The following is a 20,543-nucleotide window of genomic DNA, read 5'->3' on the forward strand; positions in this document are numbered from 1 at the left end:
AATAAAGACCTGAAATGTTCGTGCTAACATGCTTTGCGGCAGTTAGCTGATCACTGGAAATGGCCACAGGAGTTTTTGCAAAGCGATGAAAAAAAACGGATTTGGCGAACGCCTGAAGGTATTGCTCAAACAAAAATCGTTGACCCAGGCACAGGTTGCCAAAGCGATTGGCACCTCTATTCCGTCCGTCAACAGATGGACCAAAGGTGGCGAGATTGAGTATGAAAACCTGCGTTCTTTGGCTGATTTTCTGGAAATAAACTGGGTTTGGCTCAGATATGGTGATGAAGCCATCGAGAGCCTGCAATCGGATGCGCCTGATAATGGCCCGATGAAAGATCTTCGCCGCGAATATCTGAATCAGATCCTCGAAAACGAAGCCCGGATGAAAGCGGCCCTGGAAATGGCTCAAATAATTAATTGGGAATGGAATGTGCTCACCGGTACCGTGACCTGCTCAGAAAACGCCACACAGCTTTTTGGCGTCACAGCAGATCATTTACCGAATTGCATGATGCCTTTCACACAACTGCCACTGGAAGAATTAGTAACCACTTTTGGCAGCGGCCAGCCGCATGACTGGGATTTCGAAGTCATTGATGATACCGGGCAGACAAAATGGTTCTCATCTCGTGCTGAGCTTATTTATGATGCAGCAAACCGGCCGATCAAAGTCATTGGTGTCAGCAGCGACATTACCGATCGTAAACAGGTCGAAATGGCGCTGGCACAAAGTGAATATATTCAAAAAAGAATTATCGACATTATTCCAGTCGGCCTTTGGGTAGCTGATGAAACCGGCAAAATCTGTCTGGCCAATCCAGAAGTAAAACGGATCTGGGGCGGCGCCAAATATGTTGGCCTAGAACATTATGGTGTGTACAAAGGTTGGTGGGAAAAAAACGGCAAAGAATTGGGCGCTGAAGGCTGGACATTGGCCCGCGCCGTTAAACATGGTGAAACCAGTGAACCGGAAGTCGTTAATATCGAAACTTTTGATGGGCACCAGCGCACAATTATTATGCACGCTACCCCGCTTAAAAATGCGGCGGGAGAAATTATCGGCGCGATTGAAGTTAATCAGGACATTACCGATCTAAAAAACACTGAGCGCACATTGATGACTGCACTGGAGCAATGGCAAGCGGTGTTTGATCAGAATGAATTTGCGGTCATACAACTTGATGACAATCTGCAAATTAAAAAAGTCAGTGAAAAACTCAAACAATCATTAAAAACTACTGCCAAATCAAAACAACTGACTGATTTGCTTGATACCGTTATCGCTGAAAAAATAATGCATCAGTTGGCTAATGCGCCAAGGCAGACGCTCAGCAGTTTTCGTATTGATAATGCGATCTTAGCTGGCACGTGGCATCAACCCCCCATTTTTGTGCTCCATGATGAACGTCAGAATATAAAACCAATGACCCTGATTTTTTTTCTTGAATGCTGATAATAAATAAGTGCTTTGAATCTGAGCATACTAGAGATAGTAGCTGAGAACGCCTCTAGTATTTTTTGTATCTGTTACGTTCTACAAGGCAATAGTTGTTGAAGTGCTGAAAGGAAATTCCGTAGAAGCTCATCCGATTTAAGATTGATGTAGATTAAGTTGTAGAATAAAAGATGGTAGACCTAAGGCCACCGATAAAAATTCAGGAAAATGAATCTGGCAAGTCTAGATTTTTTCAATCCACAGAAAGTAAAACTAAAAGCAACATTAACCAATGAAATTGTTTGGTCAACGGTAGTACGAAGCACTGCATGCCATTGACCATACTAAGCTATCTCATTGGCTTCTCCTGTAGCACGTTTAACTAATCAGGAGATTCTCAAAAATGATAACTATATGCGCAGTCTCTTATGACACTTCAGCAGCAGCCTTTTACTTTAGTACAATCGCTGAATATAACGAAAAATATACTAAACGTTTACCTGTCGAAGAATATGAAATCCAATTCATTGACGGCGACAACCCAAAACTCTTCAGTGAAGCCGTCATCTGTCAAAGCAATCTTGAATTTTGGTTCGATTCACTTGCAGACCTTGATGACAACTCCGATGCTGGAATGAATGTTTGAATCAACACTGGTTTAGAACACTGGACGAAGCCAAATATGAAATTGACTTGTGGCGGGAGCATTACAACCACATCCGACCGCATAGCTCATTGAATTACATGCCACCAGTTGAATACGCAAAACATGCCGCATAAAGTAACCAAATATCATCTAAGGATTGGTACTAATTCAAGGGAAAGGTCACGAGCTACATCGACTATGACGCTATGGCGCACGACATGAAAATAAACGGTAAAATATACGAATTCAGTTTCGAAACCATCATCACAAATGCTCAGGATTTCTGAGCATTAGCCATACTGGCATATCCATTAAATATAGGGGTTTCAGGCAGGTTTAATGATGTCGGAACCTTATTTACGATTTGAAGGCACCTTTCGGAGGTAAATATTATTGGCTTTATCCAGCTTGAATAAATGGTAGTACCGCTGCTCCAGCCGTTAGTCCATCTAGATAATTTGCCCACGATTGCATCATCCTTTTACGTTCGGACAAATACTCAGCATAGTTATAAGCTGCCCTAACCCCATCACGCTCACTGTGGGCTAGTTGCCTTTCGATTGCATCACGGTTCCAGCCTTGCTCGTTCAAAATGGTAGAGGCCATACTTCGGAAGCCATGCCCCACCATTTCATCACCCGTATAACCAAGCCGTCTTAGAGCGCCGTTTACGGTGTTTTCGCTCATTGGTCTTGTGATGGTGCGTATTGAGGGGAAAAGATACTTTCCTGAGCCTGTGAGGGGCTTTAATGTTTCGATAACGGCGATTGCTTGTTTAGATAGCGGGACGATATGAACTGAGGCCATTTTCATTTTTTCGGCAGGTATACGCCATTCGGCTTTTTCTAAATCAAACTCAGTCCATTCGGCATGTCTTAATTCACCTGGACGTACAAAAACTAGCGGGGCTAGTCGTAGCGCACAAAGAGTCACAAAAGAGCCTGAATAGCCATTTATGGCCCTTAAAAGTCCGCCGATCTGCTTTGGTTCAATTATTGACGCATGATGCTTGACCTTTACAGGCGGTAATGCACCTTTCAAGTCAGTGGAGGGATCGCGCTCTGCTCTGCCAGTTGCAACGGCATAACGGAAAATCTGTCCACATTTCTGATGAACTCTGTGGGCTGTTTCTAAAATACCTCGGCTTTCCATTCTTCTCAGCACCGCCAACAATTCTGGTGCTTTAATATCGTTAATATTTTTTGAGCCAATGAAGGGAAACACTTCTCTTTCAAGACGGCTGATCGTATTGAGCGCGTATTTTTCTGACCAACGATGCCGAAATTTTTGATGCCATTCACGGGCAACAAACTCAAAGCTTAACTGACCAGCATTTAACTGCTTTTCAGCCTTGCGAATATCGGAAGGATCGACACCATTGGCAATCTGCTTTCTTAATTCATCCCGTTGCTCTCTTGCCTGCTTAAGACCAACATCAGGATAGGTGCCAACAGATAATCTTTTTTGCTTTCCATCAAAACGGAATTTGAATCGCCACCATTTTCCGCCGGTAGTAGACACCTCTATGTACAAGCCCTTTTCATCCGATACGGCGTAAAGCTTATCCTTTGGTTTTAGTGCTTTTATCTTCACATCGGTCAGCATGTGGTGCCAACTCCTTTACACTTAAGTCTGATGGCACCATAGTTGGCACCAATAAATGGTACATGTCAAGGGATGTGATGGGACGTTATGATATGACAGACACAAAAAAACCCGTTATAAAACGGGCTTTTAGGTACTACTTGCGACATTATGAAATGTCTAATTGGTGCCGTCGGCCGGAGTCGAACCGGCACACCCTAAGGCACTACCCCCTCAAGATAGCGTGTCTACCAATTTCACCACGACGGCAATTTGATTGAGGCATATTTTACGGAAATTCTGGCAGATCTGCAGGAGTTTCTTCAGCGGGCTGCTCAATGACAACTGAGTCAGTGACACTTTGCACCCTGTCAGCATTCCCTGCAAGATAAGCTAATGTCAGACTGGTAATAAAAAATACCGTGGCCAGAATTGCACTACTACGACTCAGAAAAGATGCTGAGCCCTGACTGCCGAATAAACTGGCAGAAGCTCCACCACCACCGCCACCACCAAAAGCAGCACCGGCATCAGCCCCTTTACCGTGTTGGATTAAAATCAAACCTACTAACAATAGTGAGATCACAATGTGAACCACCAGAATCAACGCATCCATTTAATTTCCTAATTTTGAACTGCAGCCTGACAGATTTGGACAAACTCATCGGCATCACGAGAACCTCCACCGATTAATCCACCATCAATATCTGGCTTGGCAAATAATGGGGCAGCATTATTACCTTTTACGCTGCCGCCGTAAAGTATTCTGAGTGATGCAGCAATATTTGCATCATGTTTTGCCACCCGCTGACGCATAAAAGAATGCACATCCTGCGCCCATTCCGGGCTGGCGGTTTTTCCTGTACCGATTGCCCAAACCGGTTCATATGCTAATACAACTTTTGACAACATTTCGACACCCTGTTGCGCAATAACGATGTCCATAAGTCGTGCTACCATCTCTTCGGTACGCCCCATGGAATGTTCTTCTGGACTTTCACCGATACAGATAATAGGTGTAATGCCATGTTTGACAGACATTTCATATTTTTCAGCGATGATGTGATCCAGAAAGACCTGATCCAGGTTTAATTCCGCGTACAAACAACGTCGCTCTGAATGCCCGATCAAAACATACTGACAACTGAAATCACGCAACATGGCCGCTGATATTTCACCTGTATAGGCACCGGAGTCAAATTGCGATACATTCTGAGTGCCCCAATGCATTCCTGTTCCCGTTAAAGCAGACTGAACCTGTTGTATATAAAGTGCGGGAGGAAATAGAGCGACATCCACTGACGCAAACGAGTCTCTTTGCGCCAGTATCGCATCAAGCAACAATTTGTTACTTGCGCTAGAGCCGTTCATTTTCCAGTTACCAGCGACCAGCGGTTTGCGCACAGATACCTACTCTTAATAAAAATGAATCATAAAGGTTACCGACAGACAGTAGATAAAGCAATGTCATTACCGTTTACGCTGTTACTATAATAAAACTACCGGATTAACGCTGTAATATTGTCTCAATTTGTTCAGCCAGAGACTTGGCTAGATGGTTAGTGCGGGTTGCATCGTGCCCCTCAACCATAACCCTTATAACAGGCTCTGTTCCGGAAGCTCTCAGCAGCACTCGCCCTTCCTGACCAAGTGTATTTTCCACAGCTTCTACTGCTGTCTGAATTTCTGGATAGTCTCGTAAATTAACCAGTTTATTAATACGTACATTAATAAGTCGTTGTGGATATTTTATGATAGCAGAGCACAATTCATGCAGACTGCTACCTGTTTGCTGAATTTCAGCCAATACCTGCAATGCGGCGACAATGCCATCCCCTGTACTGGTTTTATCCAGGCAGATGATATGACCTGATGCCTCACCTCCTATCAGTCCGTCAACCTGTTGCAGCTTCTCCATCACATAACGATCACCGACATTTGCCCGGTGCAGAATAATATCGTGTTTTTCCAATGCATGCTGCAATCCCAGATTCGACATCTGTGTACCGACAACATGACCTCGATCCAAGCCAGCACGTTGTCTACCACGAGCTATGATGAACAGAATATCATCCCCGTCCACAAGCTCGCCCTGATGATCCACCATGATAAGCCGATCCCCATCGCCATCCAGGGCAATGCCCAAATCAGCTTTATGCTCGAGCACGCTGGCTTGGAGTAATCGCGGTTCAGTCGAGCCACAATTCTGATTGATATTCAGACCATCCGGCTCGGCCCCCATCAAAATGACTTCGGCACCCAGCTCACGGAATACATTTGGTGCAATGTGATAAGTGGCGCCATGAGCGCAATCCACCACAATTTTCAGATTGGATAAATCTACGCCAGTAGAAATTGTGCTTTTACAAAATTCAATATAACGTCCTGCAGCATCAGCAATACGATGGGCCTTGCCTAAATAGGCAGAATCAACCGTTTTAATTGGCTGGTCCAGCATAGCTTCAATTGCCAGCTCAACAGCATCGGGTAACTTGGTTCCCTTATCAGAGAAGAATTTAATGCCATTATCGTGATAGGGATTATGCGAGGCACTGATTACAATGCCTGCCTGGGCATGAAATGTTCTGGTTAGATAAGCTACTGCGGGGGTTGGCATCGGCCCCATTAAATAAACATCTACACCAGCGGCTGAAAGGCCTGCCTGTAATGCGGATTCAAACATATAACCGGATATTCGGGTATCTTTACCGATCAAAACCTTGCTGTTACGTTCCTTCGCCAGCACACGTCCAATCGCCCAACCGAGTTTTAATACAAAGTCAGGTGTAATGGCGCCATCGCCTACTCTTCCTCTGATGCCATCAGTACCAAAATAACGTCGTTTTTGTTCAGTCAAAATCGTTAACCTGCATTACATGTTCACACAATCGAACTGCCTGTACGGTTTCCCGTACATCATGACTGCGTATGATTTTTGCGCCTTGCCAGATCGCTATCGATGCCAGAGCCAGGCTTCCCGCCAATCTTTCTTCAACAGATACATTTAACATCGCACCGATAATGGATTTTCGTGAAACCCCGACCAGAACAGGCAGATCCGATTCCGTTATCACCGATAAATGTTTCATTAATCGTAGATTATGACGGGCATTTTTACCAAAGCCAAATCCCGGGTCCAGAATAATCTTTGATCGCGAGATTCCCGCTGCTTCACAGGCAGCGACCCGCTCAGACAGAAATTCAGTTACTTCACTGACCACATCGGCATATTGGGGCTGTTGTTGCATGGTTTGAGGTGAGCCCTGCATATGCATCAGGCAAACCGGCACGCCCAGTTCTGCAGCTGTCTGTAATGCCCCATCACCACGCAATGCATTTACATCGTTTATCAGGCTCGCTCCAGCAGTGACTGCAGCACGCATGACCTCAGCCTTCATGGTATCAATTGAGATAACTACATCAAGTTCAGAACGAATTGCTTCGATTGATGGAACAACACGGCGAATTTCTTCTTCAACGCCTACAGGATCAGAACCGGGACGAGTCGATTCGCCACCAATATCAATAATAGTAGCACCATCAGCAACCAGTTTTCGAGCTTGTTCGAGGGCTTTATCAGCCGAAAAAAAACGCCCACCATCCGAAAAGGAGTCGGGCGTTACATTGACGATGCCCATAACGTGCGGAGCGGACAAATCCAGAGATTTGTCCGCAAAATCCATCATCATGATTTAACTTTTCTCAGTTTAATTGATCAGCAGGCTTGCCTGTAGGTTCAGGGCCATTTTCATCTGCTTTAGCGGATGGTGGTGGAGTCGATGATTTATCATCCCAGCCCTTAGGTGCACCTGGTTCACGACCTTCCATAATGGCATCAATCTGATCACTGTCGATAGTTTCATACGTAATCAACAGTTTTGCCATGGTATGCAATTTATCAAGATTTTCGGTGAGGATATTTTTGGCACGATCATAGTTACGAGTAATCAATGCGCGAACATCTTCATCAATCTGTTTAGCCGTTAAATCGGATACCGCTTTGTGTTGTGTCACGCTACGACCAAGGAATACTTCGCCTTCATCTTCACCATAAGACAATGGTCCCATGTTGTCAGACAAACCCCATTTGGTCACCATATTATGTGCCAGCTCGGTTGCCCGTTGAATATCATTCGACGCACCCGTGGTAACCGCTTCAGAACCAAAGATCATTTCCTCAGCCAACCGACCGCCGTAAAGACTGGAAATCTGACTTTCCAGTTGCTGTTTGGTATAGCTGTAACGGTCTTCCGTTGGCAAGAACATGGTGACACCAAGTGCACGACCACGCGGAATAATACTGACTTTATAGACCGGATCATGGCCCGGTACACTACGACCGACAATCGCATGGCCAGCCTCATGGTAAGCCGTCAGCTCTTTCTCTTTATCACTCATGACCATGGAGCGCCGCTCGGCACCCATCATGATTTTATCTTTTGCCAGTTCCAAATCATTCATTGAAACCAAACGTTTGTTGGTGCGCGCTGCAAATAAGGCTGCTTCGTTCACCAGGTTGGCCAGATCAGCACCTGAAAAGCCTGGAGTTCCGCGTGCAATAACACTTGGATTAACATCTTCATCAGCGGGGACTTTACCCATATGAACTTTCAGAATCTGCTCACGTCCACGAATATCCGGTAATGGCACCACAACCTGTCTGTCGAAACGACCCGGACGCAATAAAGCGGGATCAAGTACGTCAGGACGGTTGGTGGCGGCAATAATAATGACACCTTCATTACCTTCAAAACCATCCATCTCAACCAGCAACTGGTTCAGTGTCTGCTCACGTTCGTCATTACCACCGCCCAGACCTGCACCACGGTGACGACCGACCGCATCAATCTCATCAATAAAGATAATACATGGCGCATGTTTTTTGGCTTGTTCAAACATGTCACGAACCCGTGAGGCACCGACACCAACAAACATTTCCACGAAATCAGAACCTGAAATAGTAAAGAAAGGTACTTTCGCTTCACCGGCTATCGCTTTGGCCAACAAGGTTTTACCAGTACCCGGCGAACCTACCATCAGAATACCGCGTGGAATGCGCCCACCCAGCTTCTGGAATTTACCTGGGTCACGCAGGAAGTCTACTAACTCATGAACTTCTTCTTTAGCTTCTTCGACACCAGCGACATCTTTGAAAGTCACTTTAACCTGATCTTCATTCAGCATACGGGCTTTGCTTTTACCGAATGACATAGGATTTTTGCCACCGCCACCCTGCATCTGACGCATGAAGAAAATCCACACACCAATCAGTAACAACATTGGGAACCATGAGATAAATATCTGCATCAGCAGACCGGTTTTTTCTGCTGGTTCAGCTTTGATAGCCACGCCGTTATCCAGCAAATCACCAATCAAACCTGGATCGTAATCTGGGCTGTAGGTTGTGAAGTTACTGCCATCCGATAATTCGCCGGTGATCGTCCGGCCCTGAATATCCACACTGGAGACCCCGCCATTTTTCACACTGCTGATAAAGGTCGAGTAATCCATTTCGCTCTGCTTGCTTTGCTGCGGACCGAAATTGTTAAATACCGACATCAATACCATCGCGATGACGACCCATAAAACAATATTTTTCATCATGTCACTCAATGTTTGTTACCCCTAGTAACGTTAGTCTTTTTACTGTCATTTCAGTCCACGTCCGAGTAGATATACCTCACGGCTGCGAGCGCGTGAAGCATCTGGTTTACGGGTTATCACTTTATTAAAATGTGCCCGCATGAACTTCAAGAATTCATCAAATCCTTCACCTTGAAAAACTTTGACCAGAAAATCACCCTGTTTACTCAAGTTATTAATAGCAAAATCCAATGCCAGTTCTACCAGATACATACTGCCCGGCTGATCGATTGCGCCTACACCTGTCATATTGGGGGCCATATCCGATAATACAAGGTCTATTGATTGTCCGGCCAATACTTCATTCAGTTGTTCGAGTACATGATCCTCACGAAAATCACCTTCGATGAAATGTACTCCAGTCAAAGGCGTCATCGGCAAAATGTCCAATGCAATAACTTTACCTTTGTCACCGACCCGATGCAAAGCATAATCAGACCATCCCCCAGGCGCCGAACCAAGATCGACCACCGACATGCCGTTGCGAATTAATTTATCTTTCTGATCGATTTCTTCCAGTTTGAAGGTTGCTCTGGAACGGTAACCCTTTTGCTGTGCTTTTTTGACATAAGGATCGTCAAAATGTTCTTTAAGCCAATTTGTGCTGGATTTACTGCGCGCCATTTCAGCTCTTCTCTGCCACGTGGCTCTTGTCGGTACTCAGTACTAACAATAAACCGGCAATGCTCAACATCAGATACAAATTCTGACTCAGCATATGTAACCATTCAAAGCGCTCGGCGAGATTGGTCTCTAAACGCCAGTTATCGACAGTTTTTATATTGGCTATTTCCGGCTGGACATACATGCTAAAAATCAGAGTAATTAACAGCATGGCAATCAATAGCCAGAATCGCCAGGAATACATTGCCCTACCACGCTGAATAATTATTTTGCCGAGAAGGATTAACGTACCACTGATTATGCCAATAACATTCACTGCAAAAAACAGTTTGGCCGCATATTCTGCGGCCACCAATGCCTCAAGGCTGATAAAAGCCAATGGTACAGCGAGATAACCAATTGACCATAAAGCGCCTACCCACAGTGTCAGTAATAAGCGTTCGCCAATGGTTTCAGAACGATTCAACAGTTAGTCCAGATAATGAATGCCGGTAATTTCATATTCGATTGCACCACCCGGCGCCTGAACAGTTGCTACATCGTCAATTTCCTTGCCGATCAATGCACGGGCAATGGGTGAAGAAATGGAAATACGGTTCAATTTAATATCTGATTCATAATCGCCCACGATCTGATACTGCTTTTCTTCATCAGTATCGATATTCAGCAAATCAACCGTTACACCAAATACCACGCGGCCATCTTTAGGTAAAGACGTAGGATCAATCACTTGGCAATCCGCCAAAGTCGATTCAAGTTCCTGAATACGGCCTTCTGTGAAGCTTTGCTGCTCGCGCGCGGCATGGTATTCGGCATTTTCTTTTAAATCACCATGGGCGCGCGCTTCAGAAATCGCATTAACGATAGCTGGACGTCTGACGGTTTTCAGTTCGTGTAACTCATCTTTCAGTGCTTGGGCACCGCGGGCGGTAATAGGAACGGCCATTAATTTAATTCTCCATGCAATGACTGTAAACGATTCACCGACACACTATCTTCGCAATGCAAGGCCAGAATGGTGGCACGAGCAGCGGCCAATGTTGTGGTGTAGTTCACCTGATGTTGTAAAGCTGCACGGCGGATCTCTCTTGAATCCACAACGGCTTGTCGACCTTCAGTTGTATTTACAATCAGAGCAATTTCATCGTTTTTAATCATATCTACAATATGCGGCTGACCTTCGGCGACTTTTTTCACCCGTTCACAAGGCACATCCGCTTCAATCAACGTTTGTTGTGTGCCACGGGTGGCCAACAACGAGAATCCCAAGCCTAACAAATCTTTGGCAATCTTGATAACCGATTGTTTGTCGGCATCCCGCACTGAAATAAAGGCTTTACCACCCACCGGCAGACTAACAGAGGCTGCTAACTGGGATTTGGCAAATGCCTCGCCGAAAGTGCGACCAACACCCATCACTTCACCGGTAGACTTCATTTCTGGTCCAAGAATTGGATCCACACCCTGGAACTTAATGAATGGGAACACAGCTTCTTTAACCGAGAAATAAGATGGAATCACTTCTTCGGTAACACCCTGCTCTGCCAGGCTCATACCGGCCATACAGCGTGCAGCAACTTTGGCCAATGGTACACCGATGGATTTGGATACATACGGCACCGTACGTGAAGCACGTGGGTTCACTTCTAAAATAAAAATACGTTCTCCCTGAATAGCAAACTGGGTATTCATCAATCCCACCACACCCAGCTCAAGCGCCATCTGTTTCACCTGAACCCGTAACTTATCCATAATTTCATGACTAAGGCTGTAAGGTGGTAAAGCACAAGCCGAGTCACCTGAGTGAACACCAGCCTGTTCGATATGTTCCATAATACCGCCGATAAGGACTTCCTTACCGTCACAAATTGCATCCACATCGACTTCAATGGCGTCATCCAGGAAACGATCCAGCAAGACCGGTGAATCATTGGAAACCGATACTGCTGTCAACATATAACGCTGTAACTCTTCTTCGTTATAAACGATTTCCATTGCACGGCCACCCAATACATAAGATGGACGCACCACTAATGGATAACCGATTTCGGCAGCCAGTGACACAGCGGTATCAACTGAATGTGCTAAACGATTAGGCGGTTGCAGCAAACCAAGTTTCTCAACCATTTGCTGGAACCGTTCACGATCTTCTGCATGGTCAATCGCATCCGGCGAAGTACCAATAATCGGTACACCGGCAGCTTCTAGTGCACGCGCCAGTTTCAATGGTGTCTGACCACCGAACTGGACGATCACGCCTTTAGGTTTTTCCAGCGCGACAATTTCCAGTACATCTTCCAGCGTCAGTGACTCAAAATACAGTCGGTCGGAGGTATCGTAATCGGTGGAAACGGTTTCAGGATTACAGTTAACCATAATGGTTTCGTAACCATCTTCGCGTAACGCCAACGCGGCGTGAACACAACAGTAATCAAACTCAATACCCTGACCGATACGGTTGGGGCCACCACCTAAAATCATAATCTTGTCACGATCGGTCGGGTTGGCTTCACATTCTTCATCATAGGTTGAGTACATATAGGCAGTTGAGGTTGAAAATTCAGCTGCACAGGTATCAACCCGTTTATACACCGGACGTACACCCAATGCATGACGATGGCTGCGGAATTGCTTTTCCGTCTTGTGTAACAGTTTTGCCAGACGTGAATCAGCGAAACCTTTGCGCTTCAATGCGCGCATTTCAGCTTCATCAATATCGTTTAAAGAACGCTCTTTAAGCTGATGTTCAATTTCCACCAGCTCCTGGATCTGAATCAGGAACCACGGATCAATATGTGTCAGTTGCTGAACTTCGTCAAAGCTCATTCCATAACGGAAAGCATCGCCGACATACCAAAGTCGGTCTGATCCCGGCAAACTTAGTTCACGACGTAATACTTCAGCGGTATTTTCAGCTTTCAGATCCAGGATTTCGTTAAAACCATCCCGATCTGTTTCCAGTCCACGTAATGCTTTCTGTAAAGATTCCTGGAAATTACGACCAATGGCCATCACTTCACCAACAGACTTCATCTGAGTGCTCAGGCGATTATCCGCCAACGGGAATTTTTCAAAGGTAAAACGGGGAATTTTGGTAACGACATAATCGATTGTCGGTTCAAATGACGTCGGTGTGGCATTACCGGTAATTTCGTTCTGTAATTCATCCAGTGTATAACCCACCGCCAATTTGGCAGCGACTTTGGCAATTGGGAAACCGGTTGCTTTAGAAGCCAAAGCAGACGAGCGTGACACCCGCGGGTTCATTTCGATAATGATCAAACGACCAGTTTCCGGGTTCACCGCAAACTGCACGTTCGAACCACCGGTTTCTACACCAATCTCACGCAAAACTGCCAGCGAGGCGTTACGCATGATTTGGTATTCTTTGTCGGTCAACGTCTGAGCCGGTGCAACAGTGATTGAATCACCGGTATGCACACCCATTGCATCAAAGTTTTCAATGGAACAGATAATGATGGCGTTGTCTTTTTTGTCACGCACCACTTCCATTTCATATTCTTTCCAGCCGATGATTGATTCTTCAATCAGCAACTCGGAGGTCGGGCTCAGATACAAACCGCGCTGGCAGATATCGACAAAGTCTTCACGGTTGTAGGCGATACCACCACCACTACCGCCCATGGTAAACGACGGACGGATAATCACTGGGAAACCAAATTTCTGTTGAACTTCCAGAGCTTCTTCCAGCGAGTGAGCGATATCCGATTGCGGCATATCGAGACCGATTTTGCGCATTGCCGCACGGAACAAATCGCGATCTTCGGCCTTATTGATGGCTTCACTGTCAGCACCGATCATCTCGACACCATATTTTTCCAGTACGCCATGTTTTTCCAGGTCTAACGCACAGTTCAACGCGGTTTGGCCACCCATGGTCGGCAGAATTGCATCGGGACGCTCAACTTCAATAACCTTGCTGACCGCTTCCCAGGTAACCGGCTCAATATAAGTTGCATCGGCCATATTTGGGTCAGTCATGATGGTGGCCGGGTTGGAATTGACCAGAATGACGCGATAACCTTCTTCCCGCAGAGCTTTACAAGCCTGTGCGCCAGAATAATCAAATTCGCAGGCCTGACCGATAACAATCGGACCAGCACCGAGAATCAGAATGCTTTGAATATCAGTACGTTTAGCCATTGTGTGTTATTTACCTGTCGCTTGTTCGAGTAGGTCGATAAAGTGATCGAATAGAGGTGCAGCATCCTGCGGACCGGGACTTGCCTCAGGATGCCCCTGAAAGCTGAAAGCCGGTTTGGTTTTATGATGTATGCCCTGCAATGTGCCATCAAATAAAGAACGATGGGTGGTTTCTACCGTGTCTGGCAAGGTGGCTTCATCTACAGCAAAACTATGATTTTGGCTGGTAATCATCACCAGCCCTGCCAGCAATTCCTGAACCGGATGATTCGCCCCATGATGACCGAATTTCATTTTTTCGGTTTTGGCGCCACAAGCCAATGCCAGTAATTGATGTCCCAGACAGATACCAAAAATTGGCATCTCTTTATCAAGGAAATACTGAATCGCCTTGATTGCATAATCACAAGGCTCCGGGTCACCCGGGCCATTGGCCAGAAAGATACCATCAGGATTAAGTTTCATGACTTCTTCAGCTGGCATTTGAGCAGGTACTACCGTTAATTTACAGCCACGTTCGGTCAGCATACGCATGATGTTTTTCTTGATGCCATAATCATAGGCAACCACATGAAAACGGGGCTCGGCTTTACGGGACTGGTTGTCGATGTGCCAGACACCATCGGTCCACTCATAAGCCTGTTTGGTGGAAACTTCTTTGGCCAAGTCCATGCCTTTCAAACCAGCAAAGGCTTTGGCCGCAGCAATTGCCGCATCAACATCAATATTATCGCCAGCAACGATGCAGCCTTTTTGCGCACCTTTTTCGCGCAACAAACGTGTGAGACGACGGGTATCAATACCGGCCAGTCCCACAACATTCTGGCGCTCAAGATATTTATCCAAAGCTTCTTCACCACGCCAGCTGGACATGACGGGTGAAAGTTCGCGAATGATTAAACCACTGGCATAAATCTGGTCAGATTCTTCATCGTCTTTGTTAACGCCAACGTTACCGATATGCGGATAAGTCAGAGTGACGATTTGGCGGCAATACGACGGGTCGGTAATAATTTCCTGATAACCTGTCATCGCGGTGTTGAAGACCACTTCACCAACTGACTGGCCCACAGCACCGATTGATTCGCCGTGAAAGACCGTGCCATCTTCAAGAGCAAGTAGCGCAGTTGTACGCAAGGGGAACCTCCACCAGATAAAAAAGGAACAGGGGACGACGTTCTCCCCAGACAAAATCTTTGCAATTTTAGCCTATCTGCAGCCTATGCGTCCACGCTAAAAACGATGACAAGTTACCTTGCCAGCGGTAGTATGAAGCGCAGCTTATTTACCTGGCAGAACTTATGACCCAACAGTATTTTAATTTTTCCGCTTTTCCACAACAAAGACCCCGTCGTTTGCGCAAAGATGACTTTTCCCGGCGACTGGTTCGAGAGCACCAGCTAACCGTCGATGATCTGATTTATCCCTGCTTTGTACTCGAAGGCAAAAGTCAACGAGAAAAAGTCACTTCAATGCCTGGGGTGGAGAGACTGAGCATTGATTTGCTGCTTCAGGAAGCTGAAATTATCCACAAATTGGGCATCCCGATGATGGCATTGTTTCCAGTGATCCCATTGGAACAGAAATCGCTGGATGCTGCTGAAGCGTTTAATCCCGATGGTTTGGCGCAACGGGCCGTCAGAGCATTAAAAAAAGCCTTCCCCGATTTGGGTGTGATGACTGATGTTGCTCTGGATCCCTTTACCACCCACGGCCAGGATGGCTTGATCGATGACAACGCTTATATTATTAATGATGAAACAGTCGAAGTACTGATCAAACAGGCGATATCTCATGCTGAGGCTGGAGCCGATGTAGTTGCCCCCTCCGATATGATGGATGGACGAATTGGCGCGATACGCAATGCTCTGGAAAATGCCGGACATATACATACCCGGATCATGGCTTACTCCGCCAAATATGCCTCCAGTTTTTATGGACCATTTCGTGATGCTGTGGGCAGTGCAGGGAATTTAGCCGGTGGCAATAAATTCAGTTATCAGATGGATCCAGCAAATTCTGATGAGGCCTTACATGAAGTCGCTTTGGATATTCAGGAAGGTGCTGATATGGTGATGGTCAAACCCGGCATGCCTTATCTGGATGTGCTGTATCGGGTGAAACAGACGTTTCAAAAACCGACCTTTGTCTATCAGGTCAGTGGTGAATATGCGATGCTCAAGGCAGCAACGTTAAAAGGCTGGCTAGGTGAAGAAGTGATTATGGAAAGCCTGCTGGCATTCAAGCGTGCGGGTGCCGACGGTATCCTCACCTACTTTGCCAAAGATATTGCCCAAAAATTACAACGCTGAACATGACAGATAAATACGCCGTAATCGGTAACCCGATACATCATAGTAAATCCCCTTTGATTCATGCCGAGTTTGCCAGACAAACCGGTGAGGATATTGAATATTCAGCGATTGAAGTTCCGTTGGACGGGCTGCAGAACAGTCTTCAACAGCTTCGCGACGTGCTTAAACTAAAAGGCATCAATGTAACAGTGCCATTCAAGGAGCAGGTCTGGAAGATAACCCAGCAAAAATCTGCCCGGGCCGAGTTGGCTGGAGCAGTTAATACCGTGGTATTCAATAATGATGGTAGCTTGTTTGGAGACAATACTGATGGCATTGGTCTTTGCCGTGATTTAGTAATCAATCATCAGGTGGAGCTTGCTGGCAAACGAATTTTATTACTGGGAGCCGGTGGCGCTTCACGTGGCGTGATCGCGCCTTTACTTGAATACCAACCGCTCGGAATATTTATTGCCAATCGAACAGCATCCAAGTCCAGTCATCTAGCAGAGCTGTTCGCCCATCTGGGCAATGTTCATGGCGGTGGATTTCATGACATTGCCGGTGAATTTGATGTGGTGATTAATGCCACCGCAGCCAGTTTACAGGGCGAAGTGCCTCCTTTGCCTGATAAGGTACTGGCAAGTGGCGCCTGTTGTTATGACATGATGTACAGCGACACTGATACGGCATTTATTCAATGGGCTAAAGCCCAAAAAGCCGAAAAAACCATTGATGGGCTGGGCATGCTGGTTGAGCAGGCCGCAGAAGCCTTTTATCTCTGGCGTGGTGTGCGTCCGCAAACAGCTTCAGTAATATCACTGCTTCACAATAAAACCTGATCAACGCCCATAAAAAACCTCATCCTGCACTCATTGTCAGGATGAGGTAAGTCATTTTATTCAAGGCTTGTTACGGTTTTCAGAGTCGGCCATTTTCTGCTGCAGCTGCTGTTTTTGTTCTGCTGTTAGCACATTGAAAACCGCATTATTCAATTTAGCTTTTTTAGCTAACCTGTCGGCATGAGATTCTGTGGCTTCATTGATTATGGCTTCTAGCTTGTTTTGATCCAGACGATCATTAAAAGCCAATTGGTTTAATTGCTTGTGCAACTCCCAGTGCGACTTCATATCGTTTCTTTTGTCTGTCTGCTGGGGTTCAACTAATTCTTTTATTTCTGATTTCTGCGCTTCGGTTAAATCAACGCCCTGCAACACGCGTGGAATGCCATCATTATCTTTATGTTTTTTCTTCATCTCGCCATATTTTTCTCCTTCACCACAACTTTTATGTTTATCGGCCATGGCAGGTACTGCTAAAAATAAAGCCGGAATCAAACTGAGCGCCATTAATTTGCTACGCATAGGTGTTCTCCTAAGAAGGTTATTTTTTAACGAAATACTGTCGATCGACAGGTTGCAGACAGTATTGACGGATTAACTGTTAATGACTGTTTTGATATGTAAATTCAGGTAAAACACGGATTTACAATTAGCTGATTAATATTTGGGGACGTATCATTACTTTACAAAATAACAGGACATCTCTGTGAGCAAAGTATTAATTATTGATGATGATGTGATTCTTTCTGGTCTATTTCAAGACTATCTGGAGGAAGAGAAGTTTCAGGTTCGCACTGCAGATACAGCAACAGAAGGCCTGCAGCTTGCCTTGCAGGGAGAGTTCGATATTGTCATTCTGGATGTAATGTTGCCTGATATGAGTGGCACTGAGGTACTAAAAGCTATCCGTCAGCAAAGCCATGTGCCCATTTTAATGTTTACCGCAAAGGGTGACGATGTTGATCGCATCATGGGACTGGAATCTGGCGCTGATGACTATGTACCCAAGCCCTGTACCCCTCGCGAACTGATTGCTCGCATTAAAGCCATTTTGCGTCGTAGTGAAATCACCCGACAGCAGCAACAGGATGAAACAGTTATACAAACCGGTCCGTTGCAACTCTGGCCTCAACAACGTAAAGCCATATGGTTTGATACTGCGCTGGAACTGACCAGTACCGAATTCAGCCTATTGGAATCGCTGGCAAGAAATGCCGGACAGATCGTCAGTAAAAATGCATTATCAGAAGCAGCACTGGGTCGTCCGCTGGCACGCTTTGATCGCAGTATTGATGTGCATATGAGCAGTATTCGGCATAAGCTGGGACAACAGCAGGACGGTCATTCTTATATCCAGACAGTCCGCGGTAAAGGTTATCAGTTGATTAAATAATGCGAAGTTTATTCTGGAAATTCTTTTTCGCTTTTTTGCTGGCCTTATTACTGACCAGTATTGGTGTCGCCAGTGGTATGTGGTTACGCCATAATGCAGAGCGTCAGGCCTTCGAAACAATTCCGGTACAAATGGGCTGGAAAGCGGCAGATCTTGTCGACAGTGCCGCTGATATAGCGCGTTATGCCGGTATCGAGCCGTTAAAAAAATATCTGCTTGAACAACAACGCAATGAGATTAAGCTTTTTGCCGTTAATCAGGATAATCAGGATATTCTGCAACGGAATGTTGATCCGCAGTTGCTGGCAACGACGCGACAATTATTATTTGAAAATCAAAGAATACGCTCCGTTCGACAAGTGATCTCGGAAGATGGCAGAGCCCTGCTGTTATTTATCCCCTCCCCTGAAAAACTCGGTCAGAAGCTGGATCGGCCCAAACCTCCCAAACCACCATTATTATTACTACTGGGTATGTGGTTGATTTCGGGATTGTTATTCAGTGGCTTGCTGGCTTGGTGGTTTACTAAGCCCATCCGTATTCTGAAAAAAGCCTTTAATGATGTTGCAGATGGCAAACTGGATACCCGAATCCGTCCGGCAATGGGAAAACGTCGTGATGAATTGGCTGAACTGGGGCAAAACTTCGATTATATGACCGTTCGCATAAGCCAGTTGCTGAATGCACAGAAAAGATTACTCCACGACGTTTCTCATGAGTTACGTTCACCTTTGGCACGGATGCAGGCTGCGATTGGTTTGGCACAGCAAAGCCCGGATAAAACCGCCAAAATGCTGGATCGGGTTGAACGTGAGTCCGAGCGTATTGATCATCTTATCGGTGAGTTACTAAATTTATCTCGTCTGGAAAATCCGACAACTGAAAATGATGACAGACAACTTTTCGATTTAACAGAAATGCTGCTGGATATTATTGAGGACGCTCGTTTTGAAGCCCAGAATAAACATATTCAGATAACGCACAATGCTTTTGATCAAATCAATGTGTTTGCCCGCCCTGAGCTTATTCATAGTGCTATTGAAAATGTTTTGCGTAATGCGATTAAGTATTCACCTGAGAATGGGGTGATTCAACTAACTACTGAAAAATTATCCCGTCATTGGCAAATCACTATAGAAGATCAGGGGCCGGGAATTGCTGAACAGGATTTACAGCAGGTTTTTCAACCGTTCTTTCGTAGTCGTGACAATCACCAGCAGAACGGTATCGGTCTGGGGCTGACGATTGCCCATCGTGCTATTGAAATTCACGGCGGTGAGATTATTGCAACAAACAGACCGGAAGGCGGACTTAATATTTCAATCCTGCTTCCGGTCTGATTACTAATTTCTATAGTTGACGGAGATTAATCGGTTACACCGCAGGCGACTCGGGCACCACCGCCACCTAAGGGTTTAGGGTGATCAGAGTGATTGTCACCACCAGCATGAATCATTAACGAACGCCCTTGTAAATCTTTAAGCGTCAAGCGTGGTGCAAGCACTGGATGAGTTGCTGTTCCATCATCGGCTACATACAATGGTGGCAAGTCACCAGCATGTCCACTGCCCCAGGGGGTGTCGTGCTTACCGGTATTGTAGGGATCATAATGGCCGCCAGCGGCCAATGCAGGCACCATTTCACCGTCTTTTTCAGCAGCATCACAGCTTGGATTCTGATGCACATGAAAGCCATGCAAACCGGGTGTTAGCGATTTCAAATCTGGGGTAAAAACCAGACCAAATGCTGATTGATGTACTGCTACGCTTCCCAGACTTTTGCCGGTTCCCTGTTTATCCACTTCATAAAGCTCGATCTGTGTATCAGCAAATGCTACCGAAGATGTCAGCGCAATCATTATGCACGTCAATAGTTTCATAATCCCTCCAAAAATAGTGTGACTCTTAATCGGACT

Annotated in this window: 19 protein-coding genes, 1 tRNA gene and 1 pseudogene; 7 read left to right on the forward strand and 14 right to left on the reverse strand. The window is 45.7% G+C overall.

Annotation, left to right across the window (positions count from 1 at the left end; translation table 11 throughout):
* The first annotated feature begins 85 nt into the window (after positions 1 to 85).
* The 3 genes and pseudogenes from Q7A_RS12775 to Q7A_RS12785 form a co-directional block, all read left to right on the forward strand.
* A complete protein-coding gene (locus tag Q7A_RS12775; protein ID WP_089418546.1) occupies positions 86 to 1,456 on the forward strand; it encodes a PAS domain S-box protein in 1,371 nt (456 codons plus the stop codon).
* Between the two features lie 385 nt (positions 1,457 to 1,841).
* On the forward strand, positions 1,842 to 2,084 hold the full coding sequence (locus Q7A_RS12780; RefSeq protein ID WP_041354702.1) for a hypothetical protein: 243 nt from the start codon (positions 1,842 to 1,844) through the stop codon (positions 2,082 to 2,084).
* A pseudogene (locus Q7A_RS12785) lies at positions 2,072 to 2,218 on the forward strand (integrase core domain-containing protein); the annotation flags it as partial. The gene Q7A_RS12780 and the pseudogene Q7A_RS12785, both read left to right, overlap by 13 nt.
* Positions 2,219 to 2,483: 265 nt before the next feature.
* Here the strand turns inward: Q7A_RS12785 and Q7A_RS12790 are convergent.
* The 12 genes from Q7A_RS12790 to carA form a co-directional block, all read right to left on the reverse strand.
* A complete protein-coding gene (locus tag Q7A_RS12790) occupies positions 2,484 to 3,689 on the reverse strand; it encodes a tyrosine-type recombinase/integrase (protein ID WP_014708030.1) in 1,206 nt (401 codons plus the stop codon).
* A gap of 164 nt (positions 3,690 to 3,853) precedes the next feature.
* Positions 3,854 to 3,938 (reverse strand) — tRNA-Leu (locus tag Q7A_RS12795).
* A 19-nt stretch (positions 3,939 to 3,957) separates the two neighbouring features.
* Entirely contained in the window at positions 3,958 to 4,284 is a 327-nt protein-coding gene (secG, locus tag Q7A_RS12800; protein ID WP_014708031.1) for a preprotein translocase subunit SecG, read from the reverse strand.
* An 8-nt stretch (positions 4,285 to 4,292) separates the two neighbouring features.
* On the reverse strand, positions 4,293 to 5,072 hold the full coding sequence (gene tpiA, locus Q7A_RS12805; RefSeq protein WP_014708032.1) for a triose-phosphate isomerase: 780 nt from the start codon (positions 5,070 to 5,072) through the stop codon (positions 4,293 to 4,295).
* A 103-nt stretch (positions 5,073 to 5,175) separates the two neighbouring features.
* Entirely contained in the window at positions 5,176 to 6,525 is a 1,350-nt protein-coding gene (glmM, locus tag Q7A_RS12810) for a phosphoglucosamine mutase (protein WP_014708033.1), read from the reverse strand.
* Complete coding sequence (folP, locus tag Q7A_RS12815; RefSeq protein WP_014708034.1) at positions 6,518 to 7,357, reverse strand: dihydropteroate synthase; 840 nt, start codon at positions 7,355 to 7,357, stop codon at positions 6,518 to 6,520. The genes glmM and folP overlap by 8 nt, the downstream gene beginning before the upstream one ends.
* Positions 7,358 to 7,370: 13 nt before the next feature.
* Positions 7,371 to 9,272 carry an ATP-dependent zinc metalloprotease FtsH gene (ftsH, locus tag Q7A_RS12820; protein WP_014708035.1) on the reverse strand — a complete coding sequence of 634 codons (1,902 nt, stop codon included), beginning with the start codon at positions 9,270 to 9,272 and terminating at the stop codon, positions 7,371 to 7,373.
* A 45-nt stretch (positions 9,273 to 9,317) separates the two neighbouring features.
* The gene (rlmE, locus tag Q7A_RS12825) at positions 9,318 to 9,935 is read right to left on the reverse strand and encodes a 23S rRNA (uridine(2552)-2'-O)-methyltransferase RlmE (RefSeq protein WP_014708036.1); all 618 of its coding nucleotides are present in this window, start codon (positions 9,933 to 9,935) and stop codon (positions 9,318 to 9,320) included.
* Position 9,936: 1 nt separating this feature from the next.
* Entirely contained in the window at positions 9,937 to 10,401 is a 465-nt protein-coding gene (locus tag Q7A_RS12830; RefSeq protein WP_014708037.1) for a DUF4149 domain-containing protein, read from the reverse strand.
* A gap of 3 nt (positions 10,402 to 10,404) precedes the next feature.
* Complete coding sequence (gene greA, locus Q7A_RS12835) at positions 10,405 to 10,881, reverse strand: transcription elongation factor GreA (RefSeq protein ID WP_014708038.1); 477 nt, start codon at positions 10,879 to 10,881, stop codon at positions 10,405 to 10,407.
* Positions 10,881 to 14,099: a carbamoyl-phosphate synthase large subunit gene (gene carB / locus Q7A_RS12840; protein WP_014708039.1), complete on the reverse strand. Its 3,219-nt coding sequence runs from the start codon at positions 14,097 to 14,099 to the stop codon at positions 10,881 to 10,883. Before carB ends, greA begins: the two co-directional genes overlap by 1 nt.
* A 6-nt stretch (positions 14,100 to 14,105) precedes the next feature.
* Positions 14,106 to 15,236: a glutamine-hydrolyzing carbamoyl-phosphate synthase small subunit gene (gene carA, locus Q7A_RS12845; RefSeq protein WP_014708040.1), complete on the reverse strand. Its 1,131-nt coding sequence runs from the start codon at positions 15,234 to 15,236 to the stop codon at positions 14,106 to 14,108.
* A gap of 164 nt (positions 15,237 to 15,400) precedes the next feature.
* Between carA and hemB the strand changes: the two genes are divergently transcribed.
* Positions 15,401 to 16,411 (forward strand): porphobilinogen synthase, encoded by a 1,011-nt coding sequence (hemB, locus tag Q7A_RS12850; protein ID WP_014708041.1) that lies wholly within the window; start codon positions 15,401 to 15,403, stop codon positions 16,409 to 16,411.
* A 2-nt stretch (positions 16,412 to 16,413) separates the two neighbouring features.
* A complete protein-coding gene (aroE, locus tag Q7A_RS12855) occupies positions 16,414 to 17,235 on the forward strand; it encodes a shikimate dehydrogenase (protein ID WP_014708042.1) in 822 nt (273 codons plus the stop codon).
* A 60-nt stretch (positions 17,236 to 17,295) separates the two neighbouring features.
* Here the strand turns inward: aroE and Q7A_RS12860 are convergent, their stop codons facing one another.
* Complete coding sequence (locus tag Q7A_RS12860) at positions 17,296 to 17,757, reverse strand: Spy/CpxP family protein refolding chaperone (protein ID WP_014708043.1); 462 nt, start codon at positions 17,755 to 17,757, stop codon at positions 17,296 to 17,298.
* Between the two features lie 184 nt (positions 17,758 to 17,941).
* Between Q7A_RS12860 and Q7A_RS12865 the strand changes: the two genes are divergently transcribed.
* Positions 17,942 to 18,628, forward strand: a complete 687-nt coding sequence (locus tag Q7A_RS12865) for a response regulator transcription factor (protein WP_014708044.1) — start codon at positions 17,942 to 17,944, stop codon at positions 18,626 to 18,628.
* The gene (locus Q7A_RS12870) at positions 18,628 to 19,968 is read left to right on the forward strand and encodes a sensor histidine kinase (RefSeq protein WP_014708045.1); all 1,341 of its coding nucleotides are present in this window, start codon (positions 18,628 to 18,630) and stop codon (positions 19,966 to 19,968) included. Before Q7A_RS12865 ends, Q7A_RS12870 begins: the two co-directional genes overlap by 1 nt.
* Positions 19,969 to 19,994: 26 nt before the next feature.
* Here Q7A_RS12870 and sodC read toward each other — a convergent pair whose 3' ends face one another.
* Positions 19,995 to 20,507 carry a superoxide dismutase family protein gene (sodC, locus tag Q7A_RS12875; RefSeq protein ID WP_014708046.1) on the reverse strand — a complete coding sequence of 171 codons (513 nt, stop codon included), beginning with the start codon at positions 20,505 to 20,507 and terminating at the stop codon, positions 19,995 to 19,997.
* Between the last annotated feature and the right edge of the window lie 36 nt (positions 20,508 to 20,543).

Origin of the sequence: Methylophaga nitratireducenticrescens (assembly GCF_000260985.4) — a bacterium.
GTDB classification, from domain to species: domain Bacteria; phylum Pseudomonadota; class Gammaproteobacteria; order Nitrosococcales; family Methylophagaceae; genus Methylophaga; species Methylophaga nitratireducenticrescens.